The 16,623-nt window shown below is 66.6% G+C and carries 13 protein-coding genes; 6 read left to right on the top strand and 7 right to left on the bottom strand.

What is annotated here, in order from left to right; genetic code table 11:
- Positions 1-32: 32 nt before the first annotated feature.
- The 7 genes from IB243_RS07790 to IB243_RS07820 all read right to left on the bottom strand — a co-directional run bounded on the left by IB243_RS07790 (position 33) and on the right by IB243_RS07820 (position 10,227).
- On the bottom strand, positions 33-1,112 hold the full coding sequence (locus IB243_RS07790) for a lipocalin-like domain-containing protein (protein ID WP_192426358.1): 1,080 nt from the start codon (positions 1,110-1,112) through the stop codon (positions 33-35).
- A 113-nt stretch (positions 1,113-1,225) separates the two neighbouring features.
- Positions 1,226-2,299 carry a PLP-dependent cysteine synthase family protein gene (locus IB243_RS07795; protein WP_010463956.1) on the bottom strand — a complete coding sequence of 358 codons (1,074 nt, stop codon included), beginning with the start codon at positions 2,297-2,299 and terminating at the stop codon, positions 1,226-1,228.
- A gap of 35 nt (positions 2,300-2,334) precedes the next feature.
- Positions 2,335-3,405, bottom strand: a complete 1,071-nt coding sequence (locus IB243_RS07800; protein ID WP_192426104.1) for a glycosyltransferase — start codon at positions 3,403-3,405, stop codon at positions 2,335-2,337.
- Between the two features lie 1,196 nt (positions 3,406-4,601).
- Complete coding sequence (locus tag IB243_RS27350) at positions 4,602-5,672, bottom strand: hypothetical protein (protein ID WP_304503440.1); 1,071 nt, start codon at positions 5,670-5,672, stop codon at positions 4,602-4,604.
- Between the two features lie 27 nt (positions 5,673-5,699).
- Positions 5,700-6,398 (bottom strand): IPTL-CTERM sorting domain-containing protein, encoded by a 699-nt coding sequence (locus IB243_RS07810; RefSeq protein WP_225584796.1) that lies wholly within the window; start codon positions 6,396-6,398, stop codon positions 5,700-5,702.
- Positions 6,399-6,626: 228 nt separating this feature from the next.
- The gene (locus IB243_RS07815) at positions 6,627-9,293 is read right to left on the bottom strand and encodes an FtsX-like permease family protein (RefSeq protein ID WP_192426105.1); all 2,667 of its coding nucleotides are present in this window, start codon (positions 9,291-9,293) and stop codon (positions 6,627-6,629) included.
- 172 nt (positions 9,294-9,465) lie between these two features.
- The gene (locus IB243_RS07820; RefSeq protein WP_010463961.1) at positions 9,466-10,227 is read right to left on the bottom strand and encodes an IclR family transcriptional regulator; all 762 of its coding nucleotides are present in this window, start codon (positions 10,225-10,227) and stop codon (positions 9,466-9,468) included.
- Between the two features lie 230 nt (positions 10,228-10,457).
- Here IB243_RS07820 and IB243_RS07825 point away from each other — a divergent pair, with 230 nt between their 5' ends.
- The 6 genes from IB243_RS07825 (at position 10,458) to IB243_RS07850 (ending at position 16,604) form a co-directional block, all read left to right on the top strand.
- The gene (locus IB243_RS07825; RefSeq protein ID WP_192426106.1) at positions 10,458-11,210 is read left to right on the top strand and encodes an SDR family oxidoreductase; all 753 of its coding nucleotides are present in this window, start codon (positions 10,458-10,460) and stop codon (positions 11,208-11,210) included.
- Positions 11,211-11,242: 32 nt separating this feature from the next.
- On the top strand, positions 11,243-12,112 hold the full coding sequence (locus IB243_RS07830; RefSeq protein WP_010463963.1) for an amidohydrolase: 870 nt from the start codon (positions 11,243-11,245) through the stop codon (positions 12,110-12,112).
- A 13-nt stretch (positions 12,113-12,125) separates the two neighbouring features.
- Positions 12,126-13,640: a sugar ABC transporter ATP-binding protein gene (locus IB243_RS07835; protein ID WP_192426108.1), complete on the top strand. Its 1,515-nt coding sequence runs from the start codon at positions 12,126-12,128 to the stop codon at positions 13,638-13,640.
- Between the two features lie 5 nt (positions 13,641-13,645).
- Positions 13,646-14,680, top strand: a complete 1,035-nt coding sequence (locus IB243_RS07840; RefSeq protein ID WP_192426110.1) for an ABC transporter permease — start codon at positions 13,646-13,648, stop codon at positions 14,678-14,680.
- A gap of 54 nt (positions 14,681-14,734) precedes the next feature.
- Positions 14,735-15,685, top strand: a complete 951-nt coding sequence (locus IB243_RS07845; RefSeq protein ID WP_010463966.1) for an ABC transporter substrate-binding protein — start codon at positions 14,735-14,737, stop codon at positions 15,683-15,685.
- A 61-nt stretch (positions 15,686-15,746) separates the two neighbouring features.
- Positions 15,747-16,604: an ureidoglycolate lyase gene (locus tag IB243_RS07850; protein ID WP_192426112.1), complete on the top strand. Its 858-nt coding sequence runs from the start codon at positions 15,747-15,749 to the stop codon at positions 16,602-16,604.
- Positions 16,605-16,623: the final 19 nt, after the last annotated feature.

Genomic DNA, 16,623 nt, shown 5'->3' on the forward strand with positions numbered 1-16,623 from the left:
CCTCAACCCCTAATCAATAGCCGCTGCGGCCTTTACAGGCGCAGCGGTTTTGCATATCCGGTCATCTCCAGGTAGCCCCGGCCTACGGGCTGCCCTGCGCTGTCCATCAATTCGGACAGACCCTCCCAGTAGATCGCCCCGGTGGATCCACTGCTGTCCAGCTCCTGGTTGTCCAGCAAGGCGCGTACCTCAAAGACGCCTGCGGGCGTCTGCACCCGCCACTGCACCGGGTAGCGTGCCCCGCTCTGCGGGCTGGCCCAGATGCGTTGGGGCGTGAACACCACGGCCTGCGCGTCAAATACCTGCACCGGCTGGCCCGGTGTTCGCAACGAACCCCCGGCCCACAGGGCCGAGCCGTCTGCACGGCGCAAGCGGAACGCCGTGAGCGCACTGCCATCGCGCAGGTTCATACCGATCCAGTCCCAGCCCTGGGCTTCGGGGTGCAGCAGGGCCTCGCTCCATTCGTGGTCCATCCACGCGCGACCACTGCCGGGGCTCACGCCCATGCGCTTGCCCTCCACTGTCAGGGTGCCGGTCACGGCGAGTTGCGGTTGGCTGTAGTAATAGCTGGCCTGTGCAGCATCGGGCCCCTTGCGCGACAAGCCTTGCTGGCCCTGCAGCAGCACCGGTTGGGTGCTGTCGAATTGGAGATCCATGCCGAATTCGCTGCCCGCAATCTGGGCGGTGTACCGGCTGACCGGAAAGTCTGGCTTGCTGTGCGCCGTATTGCTCCGCGCGAGCGTCCAGTCCTGCAACCGGATGGAGGTGTCGGCCTCGCTGGCCTGCGCCACGCCAAAACCTGCGCGCGCGATGCGCTGGTCATGCAGCAGGCGCTGGCCCTGCACATCGGTGATGGCTGCGTGTGCGAACAGCAGTTGCTTGGCTGCAAACGCAGACTGCAGGTTTTGCGTGGCATCCACCCGCGAGCGAAAGAACGTGAGCTGAAATCCCCACGGCCTGCCCTGCGCCTGCACATGGCCCGTGATGTACCACCACTCGGTGCGCAGCTCCGGGTGGCTGCCATGGTCGCGCGGAAAGGTCAGTGCGCGTGCGGGCAGGGCACGGGCGGCCTGGGGCAGCAGCGTCAGTGCCATGCCGCCCAGGCCTCCCATGCCCAGTGGTACCTGCATGGCCAGCCACTGGCGGCGTGTGGCAAAGGTGCCCGCAGGCGATGGCGCAGCAGGGACTGGTGGCGGGACGGGTGGCACGGGGCGCTTTGCGGGTGTCAGCCGATGAGGGCGTCGATTTTTTGCTGGGCTGCCGAACAATCTCCGAAAGAGCGGTCCACCCACTCGGTATCGAAATACGTGGGAAGATACCGCTCCCCTGCATCGCACAGCAGCGACAGGATCGAGCCACGCTCGCCCCGCTCTCTCATCTCGCTGGCCAGCGTGAGCATGGCGACGAAGTTGGTGCCCGTAGACGGCCCCACGCGCCGCCCCAGCAGCTGCGACAGCGCACGCATTGCGGCGATGGATTCCACATCGGCCACATCCACCATGCGGTCCACCAGCGTGCGGATGAAACTCGGTTCCACACGCGGGCGGCCGATGCCTTCGATGCGCGAGCCGGGCGCCGTCAGTGCGGCATCCCCCGTGCGGTGGTAGGCGCTGAACACCGAACCTGCCGGGTCGGCCACACACACCTCGGTGGTGTGCCGCTGGTAGCGCACATAGCGGCCAATCGTGGCGCTGGTGCCCCCCGTGCCCGCGCCCACCACGATCCAGCGCGGCACCGGGTGCGGCTCGCGCGCCATCTGCGTGAACATGCTCTCGGCGATGTTGTTGTTGCCGCGCCAGTCGGTGGCGCGCTCGGCGTAGGTGAACTGGTCCATGTAGTGGCCGCCGGTCTCCGCCGCAATGGTGCGGGCGGCTTCGTACACGGCGCCCGCGCTGTCCACAAAGTGGCAGCGCCCGCCGTGGAACTCGATCTGCGCCACTTTCTCGGGTGAGGTGCTGCGCGGCATCACGGCCACAAAGGGCAGGCCGAGCAGGCGCGCAAAGTAGGCCTCGCTCACGGCGGTGGAGCCGCTGGATGACTCGACGATGGTCGAGCCCTCGTGCACCCAGCCATTGCACAGCGCATACAAAAACAGTGATCGCGCCAGCCGGTGCTTGAGACTGCCCGTGGGGTGGGTGGATTCGTCCTTGAGGTACAGGTCAATGCCGTGCGTGGCAAAAACGGGCAGGCGCAGCGGGATCAGGTGGGTGTCCGCGCTGCGTTGGTAGTCCGCTTCGATGCGGGCGATGGCCTCGTGAAGCCAGGGGGAAGCGGGGAGCTGTTTCTGCATGGGCAGCATTGTCGCAGCCCGCCTAGCCTGTGCCGCAGGGGTGGTCAAAGGCCGTAGAACGCCTGGTTGGCCTCAATGCGCTGGGCCTGGGCTGCCGGGTAGTGGCGCTCGGCCAGCAGACGTTGCAGAGCGGCGCGACCCAGGTCACGGTGGGGGGTATAGAAGGCGCTCACGGCCAGCTCGTCCAGTGCACGCCAGGCGTACACCTGCGTGTCTACAAAAAGAATGTCGGGAGGCTGAGGTATCTGGGAAGCCTGCAGGGCAAACACGGTGGCCAGCGCATGTTCGGCACGCTCACGGTGGTAGCGGGCCAGTTCACACAGAGGCTCGGCACGCTGGGGGCGGGCTGCGTAGGCGGCCAGATAGGCCTCGCGCACGGTGGCAACAGGGGCCTGGTTACGTTCGTGCAGCACGGCGATCTGGAACAGTGCATACCAGCGCTCTTCGTCCCAGCCTCCCATATCCACCCGGCGCTGGTACCACTGCAGGCTGGGCTCGATCTGCCCCGCATCGCGGCAGCTCTGGGCCAGGTAGAACACGTTGCGCGTGTTGGTGGGGTCGTCCCGCACGGCCTGCTCCAGCAAGGCCATGTCGCGCAGGTAGGTTTCCGGGTCGCGTGCACGGGCACCATCATGGGATACGTGGATGACAGGCCCCTGCAGCGTTTGCCAGGGGCCGTGCTGCTTGGCGGTCAGGTACTCGTGCAACACGCCCTCCCAACGCCAGCCGATGCGTGTGGCCACAAGGCTGTTGCGCTGGTACTCCCAGCCGTCCATGTGGCAGGTCAGGGTGTACCCGTCGGCCGAGAGCGCGGGCCAGGTAAAACCTGACGGCACCCGCAGTTGCTCATCGGCGTCAATGAAGAGCAGATAGCCGCCATAGGGGCGCGCTAGTTCCAGTGCTTCGTTGCGGTTGTGCGCAAAGTTCTTCCAGGGGCGCTCGAACAGCGTGCCGGGAACGCCTTGCATGAAATCGCGGACGATGTCTTGCGTGCCATCGGTGGAACCCGTGTCCACGATGACCCAGTGGTCTATCAAGGGCTTGACCGAGCCGAGGCACCGGGTGATGACCGGTGCCTCGTTCTTGACGATCATGTTGAGGACGACGCGAGGCATATGTCTTCAGCGAGGGATTTGGAGGCTGGGTGTGTATCCCCCCAGACGGCGTGCAGCCCCTTGCGTTCGGTCTGAACTCAGTCCCGTGGATGCGCCATTCTTGTACAGCGCAAGAGCGATGGAGGCCAACGCATCCTACTGGCAGATTGCATAAGCTTGCGCTGACAGTGCACCCCAAATTGAGTATTCACAGGTCCATTTGTCGGCCGCAGAGGGGTAGCCACCTCCAAAATAGCTGCCGTTGGCCCCTGCTGTTGCGCGGCAGCCCCCACTAACCACTGTTTTTCCTACTGAGCAAGTTGCGGTGACCGTGACCTGGTCACCTCCAGCTGGATCACCCATGCCGCCGAAAGTCCAGCTGTCGCTGTTGGAGACGGTGGCCAATGTCACTGTTCCAGCCCCTGTGGCGCCCGTGGCTCCGGTGGGGCCTATCGGGCCTTGAATCCCCTGGATACCTTGTGGCCCGGGTACCACGCTGTCTGCCCCGGTTGCACCGATGGGGCCCATAGCTCCTAGGGCCCCCGTGGCTCCTGCAGGTCCTGTCGCACCGGTCGCGCCAGTAGCCCCGGCCCCGGTAGCTCCAGTTGCACCGGTGGCGCCGGTGGAGCCGGTAGGTCCAGTAGCACCCGTCGTACCGGTAGTGCCTGCAGCGCCTGTGACCCCGGTAGGTCCAGTCGGGCCTAATGCTCCCGTGGGGCCTGTCGGTCCGGTTGCGCCGGTAGCTCCGGTGCCGATGCCCCCCGCGCAGGGCCCCAGGCGACCCGTGGGGCCATCAAAGCAGGTGAGATTGGTATTGGGCGTTGCACCGCTCAGGCCCGGGGCCCGCACTTCGCCGCTGTCCTGCACGCGAAAACGCTCCTGGGTGCCCGTGGAGTTCTTGATCACAAACCCGCCGCCGCTCGGCACCGTGGCAGAGATGTCGGCGGCCAGGGCCACTGGGCTGTACAGAGCGTATGCCGCGCCCAAGGTGACAACCAGATGAAGGGGTTGGAATCTAAGTGTCATGGCAGGTGGGTGTTAAAGGTGGTGATGGGTGAGGCGCCATGGACCTTCGGGGTCAAACGTCGTATTCGTACTGCGTGCTGCGGAGCGCCCCTGATTCAAGGCGCGTTTTACGTGGGCCGTCTGTTGTTGCCCGCAACTCAATGGGCACGCCCGTGGGGAGGATCAAGCGCTTCAACCCGGGCCTGCGGTACTCAAGGGGTGAACGAAAGCGGCGCCGCAATGCTGTTCGGCAGCCCCACGCTGGCAGGCGTGACCAAGGTCAGCGGGAACATGTGCTGGGTGGAAGCCGACGTAGTGCAAGTTCCTGACACGTTGTCCTCGATGGAGTTCACGTCGATACCCAGCGTGGCTTGTGAAACAGGTGTGGCCAGGCCGTTGGCGTCGGGGTTGGACAGCGTATAGAGCTGCCCTGTCGATCGGTAGACCACGGTCTTGGCAAAGCGCTGGTTGCTCGAAGTACCCCCGCTGCCGCCATACGGTGTGCCTGTGCAGTCGGTCGACACAAAATAAATGGAAGACTCGTTTTGGATCGTTCCGTTGAAGCGTAGCTTGACGTAGTGCTTGGTGGACGTCATGACGGCCACATAGGACTGGCTGCTCACGGATATGTCGATGACCGTGCCAAGGCTGGTGCTGCTGTTGTCTCGAACTCCCAGGCCGCCGCCGGCTGCACCAGCTGCCCCGGTAGCGCCCGTCGCCCCCGCAGGGCCTGTGGCGCCTTGAACCCCTTGAATCCCCTGGGCGCCCGTGGGCCCGGCGACGGAGCTGTCTGCACCAGTGGGGCCGGTAGGGCCGGCGGGGCCTTGGGCACCTGTGGGGCCCTGCACGGCGCTGGCGGCCCCGGTGGCGCCAGTGGGGCCTGCGGCGCCAGTGGCTCCCACCGCGCCCGCCGGTCCCGTTGCACCCGTGGCGCCAGTAGCACCTGCGCCGGTGGCACCGGTCGCGCCAGTGGGCCCTGTGGGCCCGGTAGCACCTGTCGCACCGGAGCCAATGCCTGCGGCGCAGGGCCCAAGCCGACCGGTGGGGCCGTCAAAGCAGGTGAGGCTGGTATTGGGCGTGGCGCCGCTCAGGCCCAGGGCCTGCACTTCGCCGCTGTCCTGCACGCGAAAACGCTCCTGGGTGCCCGTGGAGTTCTTGATCACAAAGCCGCCGCCACTCGGCACCGTGGCGGAGATGTCGGCGGCCAGGGCTACCGGGCTGTGCAGGGCATAGGCGGCGCCCAGGGCTCCGATCAGCCGCAGAGGGTGAGGCAGGTACTTCATGGTGGAGATCTGTGGAGGCCTGAAAACTCAGCTGCGTGGAGCGGCTGCGACGTGGCGTTGGCGCTGCCAGAAGGCCGCCATGCCCATCAGCAGTGCCAGCAGCATCAGGCCGTACTCGCTCAGCGTGGGGATGTTGGTGGCCGCCACTGCGCCACCGATCTGCACATTGCCTGCCAGGGACGTAAAGGTCTGGTTCACCGTGGCACCGGGGCCGAGGTTGATGACCGCCGTGCCGCCGCCAGAGGAGACCAGCTGGATGTTTTGCCCCGGCGCGCCCTGCAGTGTCAAGGTGCCCAGCACGGTAATGTTGGTACCGGCTGGAATGACAAAGGTGCGGCCTGTGGTGCTGCTCAGGGTCAGGTTCTGGAACACCAGCGTGCCCGACAGCTGGCTCGTATTGCCCGTACAACCGTCTGTGAGCGCCACCGTACCTGCCCCGGGGTTGAACGTGCCAGAGCTGCTCAGATCGCCGCCCACGGTCAGCAGACCGGAGCCACCATTGAAAACGCCCGTGCCAGCGACGTTGAGGTTGCTGGTGGTCGAGAACTGGCCAGAAATGATGTTCAGTGCACCCTCAACCTGCACGGGAAGACAACCCATGTCGATAGAGCCGCCGGGCACGTCGAATGAACTTCCTGCAGGGATGGTGAATTGTGCCCAGGCAGGTGCTGCCAGGCCGCAGCAAAGCGCAGCCATGGCCGCCATTTGGCGAAATATCGATTTCATTGATCTCCCTCGGGTTGCGCGGCGGCACTCTTTGTGGGGCCAAGAGGCGGCGCGTCTGGTCTTGAATCAGGGTGGCTGGACATGGGGCTGCTGGCTGCTGGCGCGGTGCGCCGGCATGGTTGGCAACCCCGGGGATGGGCTTACTTGGTGATGGATGATTATCAAAATCTGCAGGGATTGCAAACAATTTTTAACCAAACTATCGGAACTTGACAGACCGCCCGCCGTTCACCAATCTTCCTTGACCGCCATCACCGCATCGCGCCCAGCCGCAGCCCGCCCTGCCAGCCACGCCGTCACCGTGCCCGAGGCGACCACGGCCACACACAAGCCCAGCAGGCGCCCGGTGGGCAGGCTGAGGTCCATGGTCCAGTGAAAGCTTTGTGGGTTGACCACGTGCACCAACACCACCGAGACGGCCAGGCCGAGCAGCAAGCCTGCGGCTGCACCCACGCCCGTCCAGGCGGCGCCCTCGCCAGCCACCACGGCCAGGATCTGGCGGCGCGTCAGGCCCAGGTGGGCGAGCAGGCCGAACTCCTTACGGCGCGCCAGGATCTGGGCACTGAAGCTGGCGGCTACACCAAACAGGCCGATGCCGATGGCCACGGCCTGCAGCCAGTAGGTGACGGCGAAGCTGCGGTCAAAAATGCGCAGCGAGCGCTCGCGGATCGCGCCCACCGAGACGAATTCCACCAGGGCCTCGTCCGCCGCGCTGGTGCCGTCCCGGGCCGGGGGCGCACGGCCCGCCTGGGCTGCCGCCACTGCGCGGATCGAATCCTGCAACGCCGTGATGTTGATCCCTTCTGTTGGCCACAGCGCCAGGTCGCTGGTGCGGGAGTCGCCCGTCAGGCGCAGCCACACTGCGCGGTCCATCGCCACGGCGCCCGACTGCCGCGCATAGTCGCGCCACACGCCTGCTATGTAAAAGATAGCTGGTTGCGCTTGTCTATCAAGCGCCAGGGGGGTAAAAGCATCAGAAAGTGCGGGCCACTCCATGCCGGGGCGCAGTCCATACAGGTCCACCACCGCCTCGCTGACGTAGACGCCAGTGCGTCCGGCGGGCACGGGCAGGGCTTCGCCCACCAGGGGCAGGTGGCGGGCGGGATCGGTGCCCAGCGGGCGGCTGATGACCATGAGCGCGGGGCGCGTGGCGTCGAGCTGCAGCGGGCTGGCGCGCAGGGCTTGCACACGCGCGAGGCCGGGCAGCTGCGCGATGGCCTCGGCGAAACCCGCCGGCAGCAGTGCGGCCTCGCTGCCCGGCGCACCCAGGGCCGAGCGCACATACAGGGGCGATGGCAGCACAGCGTCCAGCCACTGCGTGACCGAGCCACGAAAGCTTGACACCATCACCGTCAGCGCGACGGCCAGGCTCAGGCTGGCCACCACCCCGCCTACCGCGATAGCGGCCGTGCCACGCATGCGCCGAGCGCGCTCCAGTGCCAGCAGCGCCAGGGCGTGGCGTGCGGCCAGCGGCTGCAGGCGGTGCAGTAGCCAGGCCATGGCCCAGGGCAGCACGGCAATGCCACCCACCAGCAGCAGGCCGATGGCCAGGTAGGCGGCCAGTGGTATGCCAAAAACGGGTGGTGCGCTAGTCAGTATTGCGCCAATAGCTATCAAAATGATACCAAGCCAGCCTTGGCCCGCCTGGCTGGACACTGTGCCCAGGCCCTTCAAGGTTTGCGCGGGCGGCAGCGTCTGCGCCGCGCGCGCGGGCCACCAGCCGCCCACCAGTGCTGCCAGCACGCCCAGTGCGCCATAGGCAAGGGCCGCTGGCGCGCTCCACTGCAGCACCGGCTGCACCCCTGCAAAGTAGCCGCCGCCCAGGTCGCCCCCCAGCAGCCGCAGCGCGGCGGCGGCCAGGGCTGTACCCAGGGCGATGCCGGCGGCACTGCCCACAACGCCCAGCACGGCGGATTCGGCCAGCACCAGCGCCAGGCGCTGGCGGGGTGTGGCGCCCAGCACGGCCAGCAGCGCAAACTGCGGCGCACGCTGCGCCACGCTGAGCGCCAGCACCGAAAACACCAGGAACGCACCCGTGAACAGCGCCACCAGCGCCAGCACCGTGAGGTTGACGCGGTAGGCGCGCGACAGATTGCTGATGCGCTGCGCCGCGTCACTTGGCTGTGCAAACACCACCTGCTTGGGCCAGCCGGGCAGGGCGCGCACGGCCTGCTCCCACGCGCTGCGGTCGGTGCCGGGCTGTAGCTGCAGGTCGATGCGGCTGAGCTGGCCGGCGCGGCCAAACAGGTCTTGTGCGGCACCGATGTCCATCACTGCCAGCGGTGCGCCCCCCGCAGCCACCGTGCCGGCAACGCGCACCGGCCATTGCTGCAGCCCGGCCTGCAGCAGCAGCTGCGGCGACGGTTCTGCAGAGGTGGGGGCCGTGGTGGGCAGGCCCAGCGCCTGCAGCGCCGCCGTGTTGAGGAACACCGTGGCCGGTGCGAAAAGGGCCAGCCGGTCAGCCCCCGCCCAGGGCCGTGGCATGAGCGCGGGGGCCATGGCGGGCAGCAGCAGGGCGTCCACGCCCAGCACGCGCAGCGGCGTGGGGGGCGGAGTGGGTACGGTCGCCGTACCCCACCCCTGCCGCAGGGCCCGCGCCACGGCCGACAGCTCCAGCAGCGGGCTGGCGCGCGCCACCTGCGGATGGGTGGCAAGCTGCCCGTACAGTGCCTCAGGCAAGCTACCCTGCATGGCGCGAAGCTCCAGGTCAGGTTGCCCGTTGACGGCTCGCACGGCCTGGGAGAATTCGTCCAGCGCAGACGCATTGATCACATGCACCGCAAACGCCAGCGCCACGCCCAGCATCACCGCCGCCACTGCCGCAGCACTGCGCCAGGGGTGGTGGCGCAGGTCCTGCCAGGAGAAGGTGCGAAGCAGCGCAAGCATGGCCTGCATTGTGGCTGCTGGCGGGGCGCCTGGCGGATCCGGCGGATGAACGTCGCATGGCAACCCGACCGCTGGGTTGCCCGGGTTGGTGCTTGGCTTGGATGCCCAGGCCAGCCTCGGCCCGGTAGTTGGCATTCCTTGTCAGAAGTGCCAACCATGAACGCTCTCTTGTACCGCTTGTCTAGCGCAGTGACAGCCCGGTCGCCGCGCGTGCCAGCAGTTCGCGGGCGGTGTCCAGGTCCGAGCCGACATGGCGATCAATGCGCCGGATGAAGGGGCAGGTGAGCACGGCCAATGCATGCCCCTGGGGCCCGAGGATGGGCATCGAAATATCCGTGACGCCATAGGCCTGCTGGCTGTCGCCTTGCCAGTGTCCCAGCGTGCGGATGTGGTCCAGAATGGCCTGCAGCTCGGCCTCCGGCATGGGCACCTCACCCTCCAGCGCGTCGTGTTCTGCCAGCATTTCGGTGCGGCGCTGCTCGGACTGAAACGCCAGCACCACATGGCCCGATCCGGTGTCGATCAGGCTCACCCGCACCCCGAGCCGGATGGACAACCCCCAGTTGCCCGGGCCATTGACCTGCGCTACCACGGTGATGTTGCCCCGGTTGTAGATGCCCAGGTGGCACGACTGCTCGGCCGCCGTGGCAAAGGCTTCCATCGCAGGCAGGGCCTGCGCCACCAGCCTTTCGATGGGCGGGTGCCGGTGCCCCAGCACAAACAGCTTGAGGCTGAGCGCATAGCGGTCGCCTTGCTGCGACCGCGTGACGTAGTCCCGGGCGACCAGGCGCTCGAGCATGCGGTAGATCTCGCTCGGCCCGCGGCCCATGGCCTTCACGATCTCGGCGCGTGTGAGGCCGTGCGGCTGCTCTGCCAGCAGCTCGAGGATGTCCAGCCCTTTGTCGAGGGCGGGGGCGCGGTAGCGGTCGTTGGGTTCTGTCATGGAGAAAAAGGAGTGCTTGCAGCGCTACGGATTCAGGGGGGCGGAATGGAGTGTCCCTTGGCGCCGGTCAGCGCGCAGAAAAAGCGGCTTCACCTTACCAGAGGGTATCCCGGTCGCGGGACATCGGCCAGGGCAGGGTAAGCACTGATTGGATGGCAGTCGTCGCCTTTGTACATTATTTTCTAATGAACAAACAGTTCATATATGAAGTTACAGATCAAAGGTACTCCATGAGACTGCAAGGCAAAACCATCCTGATCACCGCCGCTGGCCAAGGCATTGGTCGCGCCAGCGCACTGGCCTGTGCCCGCGAAGGCGCCCAGGTCATCGCCACCGACCTCAACCCAGCCTTGCTGGCGCGGCTGGCCCAGGATGGAGCGGGGCTCACGACCCATGTGCTGGATGTGCGCGACAGCGCTGCCGTGGTGGCCCTGGCTGCGCAGCTGCCTGCGCTGGACGGGCTCTTCAATTGCGCGGGCTACGTGCACAACGGCAGCGTGCTTGAATGCGACGAGGCAGCGTGGGACTTCAGCATGGACCTCAACGTCAAAGGGGCCTACCGCGTGGCGCGGGCCTTCCTGCCGGGCATGCTGGCCCGGATGGAGCGCGCGGGCACCAGTGGCTCCATCGTGAACATGGCTTCGATGGCCTCGTCGATCAAAGGCTTCCCGAACCGGTTCGTCTATGGCGCCAGCAAGGCTGCCGTCATCGGCATGAGCAAGGCGATCGCGGCGGATTTCGCCCGCGTGGGCCTGCGCTGCAATGCGCTGTGCCCGGGCACGGTGGACACGCCATCCCTGCGCGAGCGCATTGCGGGCGCTGCCGACCCGGTGCAGGCCGAGAAGGACTTCATCGCGCGCCAGCCGCTGGGCCGCCTGGCCACGGTGGACGACATCGCCCCCCAGGTGGTGTACCTGCTGAGCGACGAGTCCTGCTTCGTGACCGGACAAGCGGTGCTCGTCGACGGTGGCGTGACCATCTGAGCGGCAACGCCATTCAGCACCGGTAGCCCTCCATGACGCGCATCGACTCGCACCAGCACTTCTGGAACCCAGCACGCGGTGACTACACCTGGCTGCGTGCCGATGAGCCCGCGCTTGCGCCGCTGTTGCGTGCGTTCATGCCTTGCGATCTGGAGCCCACGCTCCAGGCCACGGGCACCGTCCGCACCGTGCTGGTCCAGGCTGCAGACTCGGTGGCGGAAACCGAATTCCTGTTGGGACTCGCCGCAGAGCATGACTTCATCGGCGGTGTGGTCGGCTGGGTGGACCTGAGCCGCAGCGACGCGGCCGCCACGCTGGAGGCGCTGTCGCGGTACCCGCAGTTCAAGGGCGTGCGCCCCATGCTGCAGGACCTGCCGGACGTCGATTGGATCGAGCGCGCGCCGCGTGCGGACGCCGTGCAGGCACTGAGCCGGCTGGGCTTGCGCCTGGACGCGCTGGTCAAGCCGGAGCACCTGCCATCGCTGCTGCGCTTTCTGCACGCCTGGCCCGACCTGCAGGTCGTGGTGGACCACGCTGCCAAGCCGCAGCTGGCCCAGGGCTGGCATGCCGACTGGGCGCCCCTGTGGCGCCGCTGCATGGCCGAGCTGGCGGCACTGCCGCGCGTGCACTGCAAGTTTTCGGGCCTGCTGACCGAGCTGCAGCCACAGCAGCGCACATCGGCCGAGGCCTGCGTGGCCGCAGTGCGGCCGGTGTGGGATGCGCTGCTCGAAGGATTCGGCCCGGCGCGGCTGATGTGGGGCAGCGATTGGCCCGTGGTCACGCTGGCCAGCAGCTATGGCCAATGGCTGGCCACCGCCGGCGTGTTGATCGGCCAGTTGCCGCCGGCTGACCAGGACGCGGTGTGGCGCAGCACCGCACAGCGCTTTTATGGCATTGCATGAGGCCCAGGCAGCCATGACATCTCCGCTCATCGAGATCCGCAACCTGTCCAAGGCCTTTGCCGGCGTGCGGGCGCTGGACAAGGCGCGCTTCGAACTCATCCCCGGCGAAGTCCATGCCCTCATGGGCGAGAACGGCGCGGGCAAGTCCACCCTGATGAAGGTGCTGTCCGGCATCTACCCGCGCGATGACGGCGAGGTGCTGGTGAACGGACGGCCCGCTGACATCGGCAGCCCGCGCGCCGCCCAGGCGCTGGGCATCGGCATCGTTCACCAGGAGCTCAACCTGATGAACCACCTGAGCGCCGCCCAGAACATCTTCATCGGCCGCGAGCCGCGCCACAGGCTGGGCCTGGTGCTGGACGAGGACGCGCTCAACGCCCAGGCGCGTGCCATCTTCGAGCGCCTGAACCTTCAGCTCGACCCGCGCACGCTGGTGGGCGAGCTCACGGTGGCCAAGCAGCAGATGGTCGAGATCGCCAAGGCGCTGTCGTTCCAGTCGCGGGTGCTCATCATGGACGAGCCGACCGCCGCGCTGAACAACGAAGAAGTCGCCGACCTGTTTCGCATCATCCGCCAGCTCAGGGCCGAGGGCGTGGGCATCGTCTACATCTCGCACAAGATGGACGAGCTGCAACAGATCGCCGACCGGGTCACGGTGATGCGCGATGGCCAGACCATCGCCACCGTGCCCATGGCGTCGACCAGCGTGGACAGCATCATCGGCATGATGGTCGGCCGCCAGCTCGAAGCCCTGGAAAAGCACGTGCCCGACACCACGGGCAACGAGGTCGTGCTGCAGGTGCGGGGGCTGTGCCGCAAGGCGGCCATCGTGGATGTGGGCTTTGAGCTGCGGCGCGGCGAAATCCTGGGCTTTGCCGGGCTGATGGGCGCGGGGCGCACCGAGGTGGCGCGGGCCATCTTCGGTGCAGACCCCATCGATGCTGGCGAGATCCATGTGCGGGGCCAGCGCGTCACCATCCGATCGCCACAGCAGGCGGTGGCGCTGGGCATCGGGTATCTGTCGGAAGACCGCAAGCATTTTGGCCTGGCCACCGGGCTCGACGTCGAGACCAACATCGCCTTGTCGTCCATGCGCTCCTTTGCGCGGGGCGGCATCGTCCTGGACCAGGCCGCCCTGCGCAGCACGGCGCAAGCCTACGTGCGCCAGCTGGGCATCAAGACGCCTTCGGTGCAGCAGCAGGTGCGCCTGCTTTCCGGCGGCAACCAGCAAAAGATCGTCATCGCCAAATGGCTGCTGCGCGACTGCGACATCCTGTTCTTCGATGAGCCCACGCGCGGCATCGATGTCGGCGCCAAGGCCGAGATCTACAAGCTCCTGAACGCCCTGGCCGAGCAGGGCAAAGCCATCGTCGTGATCTCTTCCGAGCTGCCCGAGGTGCTGCGCCTGTCACACCGCGTGCTGGTGATGTGCGAGGGACGCATCACCGGCGAGCTTTCGGCCGCCGATGCCACCCAGGAACGGATCATGGAACTCGCCACCCGACGGCCCACCACGTTGACGAACTGAAGACCATGCCAAAAGCCACACCAACATTGACGACGCCCACTGCATTGAAGGCTGGCCCCTGGGCCGCGATCAAAGAGCGGCTGTTTCGCGCCGAGACGCGGCAAAAGCTGCTGGCCTTCGCCAGCCTGCTCGCGCTGATGGCGTTCTTCACGGCCGCGTCCGGCAACTTCCTCAAGGCCGACAACATGGTGAGCATCCTGCAGGCCACGGCCGTCAATGGCGTGCTGGCCATTGCCTGCACCTTCGTCATCATCACTTCGGGCATCGACCTGTCGGTGGGCACGCTGATGACCTTCAGCGCCGTGATGGCCGGGGTGGTGCTGACCTACCTGGGGTTGCCGCTGCCCCTGGGCATTGCGGCGGCCATCCTCTCGGGGGCGTTGTGCGGGTTCATCTCGGGCGTGCTGATCGCCAAGCTCAAGATCCCGCCCTTCATTGCCACGCTGGGCATGATGATGCTGCTCAAGGGGCTGTCGCTCGTGATCTCGGGCACCAAGCCCATCTACTTCAACGACACCGAAGGCTTCAGCGCCATCTCGCAGGACTCGCTGATCGGCGAGCTGCTGCCGTCGCTGCCCATTCCCAACGCGGTGCTGATCCTCTTCGTCGTGGCGGTGGCGACCAGTTTCGTGCTGAACAAGACTATGCTGGGCCGCTACACGTTTGCCCTGGGCAGCAACGAAGAGGCTGTGCGCCTGTCGGGCGTGAACGTCGATTTCTGGAAGATCGTCGTCTATTCGGTCAGCGGCGGCATCTGTGGCATTGCCGGGCTGCTGATTGCCTCGCGGCTCAACTCTGCGCAGCCGGCGCTGGGGCAGGGCTACGAGCTGGATGCCATCGCCGCCGTGGTCATCGGCGGGACCTCGCTGGCGGGGGGCACCGGCACCATTCTCGGAACCATCATCGGCGCTTTCATCATGAGCGTGCTGACCAACGGGCTGCGCATCATGTCCGTGGCCCAGGAATGGCAGACCGTGGTCACGGGCGCCATCATCATTTTGGCCGTCTACACCGACATCCTGCGGCGCCGCAGCCGCTGAGGGCCGTCCATCCCGAGTTCCGGTTTTTCCACAACCACTAAAAGGAGACAAACCATGTTCAGCAAACGCGTACTCAGCATCGCCGTGGGCCTCACCATGGCATGGGGCGGCACCACGGCCGCCATGGCCCAGCAGCAACAGCAGGTCTACATACCGCTGGTGTCCAAGGGCTTCCAGCACCAGTTCTGGCAGGCCGTGAAATCGGGCGCCGAACAGGCAGGCAAGGACCTGGATGTGCGCGTCACGTTCGAGGGGCCGGAGTCCGAAGCCATGGTGGACAAGCAGATCGACATGCTGTCCGCAGCGCTTGCCAAGAACCCCAAGGCCATCGGCCTGGCCGCACTGGACAGCAAGGCCGCGATCCCGCTTCTGAAAAAGGCCCAGGCCGCCAAGATCCCGGTCGTTGCCTTCGACTCCGGCGTGGACAGCGACATCCCGGTGACCACCGCCACCACCGACAACAAGGCGGCAGCGGCGCTGGCGGCCGACAAGATGGCTGAACTCATCGGCGGTGCGGGCGAGGTGGCGCTGGTGGTGCACGACCAGACCAGCCGCACCGGCGTGGACCGACGCGACGGCTTCGTCGAGCGCATGAAGGCCGCACATCCCAAGATCAAGATCGTGAGCGTGCAGTACGGCGGAGGCGACCACCTCAAGTCCACCGAAATCGCCAAATCCATCCTGCAGGCCTACCCCCAGCTCAAGGGCATGTTTGGTGCCAACGAAGGCTCGGTGCTCGGCGTGGTGAATGCGGTGCGCGAAACCAAGCGCAAGCTCGTCGTCATCGGCTACGACTCGGGCAAGCAGCAGAAGGACGCCATCAAGGAAGGCTTGATTGCCGGCTCCATCACGCAGAACCCCGTGGGCATTGGCTACAAGACCGTGGAGGCGGCAGTCAAGGCGCTCAAGGGCGAAAAGCTGCCCAAGGTGATCGACACCGGCTTCTTCTGGTACGACAAGACCAGTATCAACGATCCCAAGATCGCCGCCGTTCTGTACGACTGATGGTCTCTGCGACGGATCGCTTTTTCAACTCGGTGCGTTGCCACCCACAAGGAATTCTTTCGTGAAACTTCTTCGCTACGGCCCCCAGGGCCAGGAAAAACCCGGCTTGCTCGATGCCCAGGGCCGCGTGCGCGACCTCTCGGGCGTGGTCTCCGATATCGCCGGCGATGTGCTCACGCCCGAGGGGCTGGCACGCATTGCGCAGCTCGATGTGGACTCGCTGCCGCTGGTGGCGGGCACCCCGCAGCAGGACCTGCGCCTGGGGGCCTGCGTGGGCCGCGTGGGAAAGTTCATCTGCATCGGCCTGAACTACGCGGACCACGCGGCAGAGTCCGGCATGCCGGTGCCCGCCGAACCCGTGGTGTTCTCCAAATGGACGAGCGCCATCGTGGGGCCCAACGATGCGGTGGAGATTCCGCGCGGCAGCCAGCGCACCGACTGGGAGGTGGAGCTGGGCGTGGTCATCGGCCAAGGTGGCCGCTACATCAGCGAGGCCGACGCCATGCGGCACGTGGCCGGCTACTGCGTGATCAACGACGTGTCCGAGCGCGAAGTGCAGCTCGAGCGCGGCGGCGGCCAATGGGACAAGGGCAAGGGCTGCGACACCTTCGGGCCCACCGGGCCCTGGCTGGTCACTGCCGACGAGGTGCCGGACCCGCAGGCGCTGGACCTGTGGCTGGAGGTCGACGGCCGGCGCTACCAGAACGGGAACACCCGCACCATGGTCTTTGGCGTGGCGCAACTGGTCAGCCACCTGAGCCAGTTCATGAGCCTGCAGCCGGGCGACATCATTTCTACCGGCACCCCACCCGGCGTGGGTCTGGGCCAGAAGCCGCCGGTGTACCTGGTGGCGGGCCAGACCATGCGCCTGGGGATCGGCGGCCTTGGAGAGCAGCAGCAGCGCACCGTGCAGGCCTAAACGCGAGCCGACTTTCTCC

It is taken from the genome of Acidovorax sp. ACV01 (assembly GCF_014851495.1).
GTDB lineage: Bacteria > Pseudomonadota > Gammaproteobacteria > Burkholderiales > Burkholderiaceae_C > Acidovorax > Acidovorax radicis.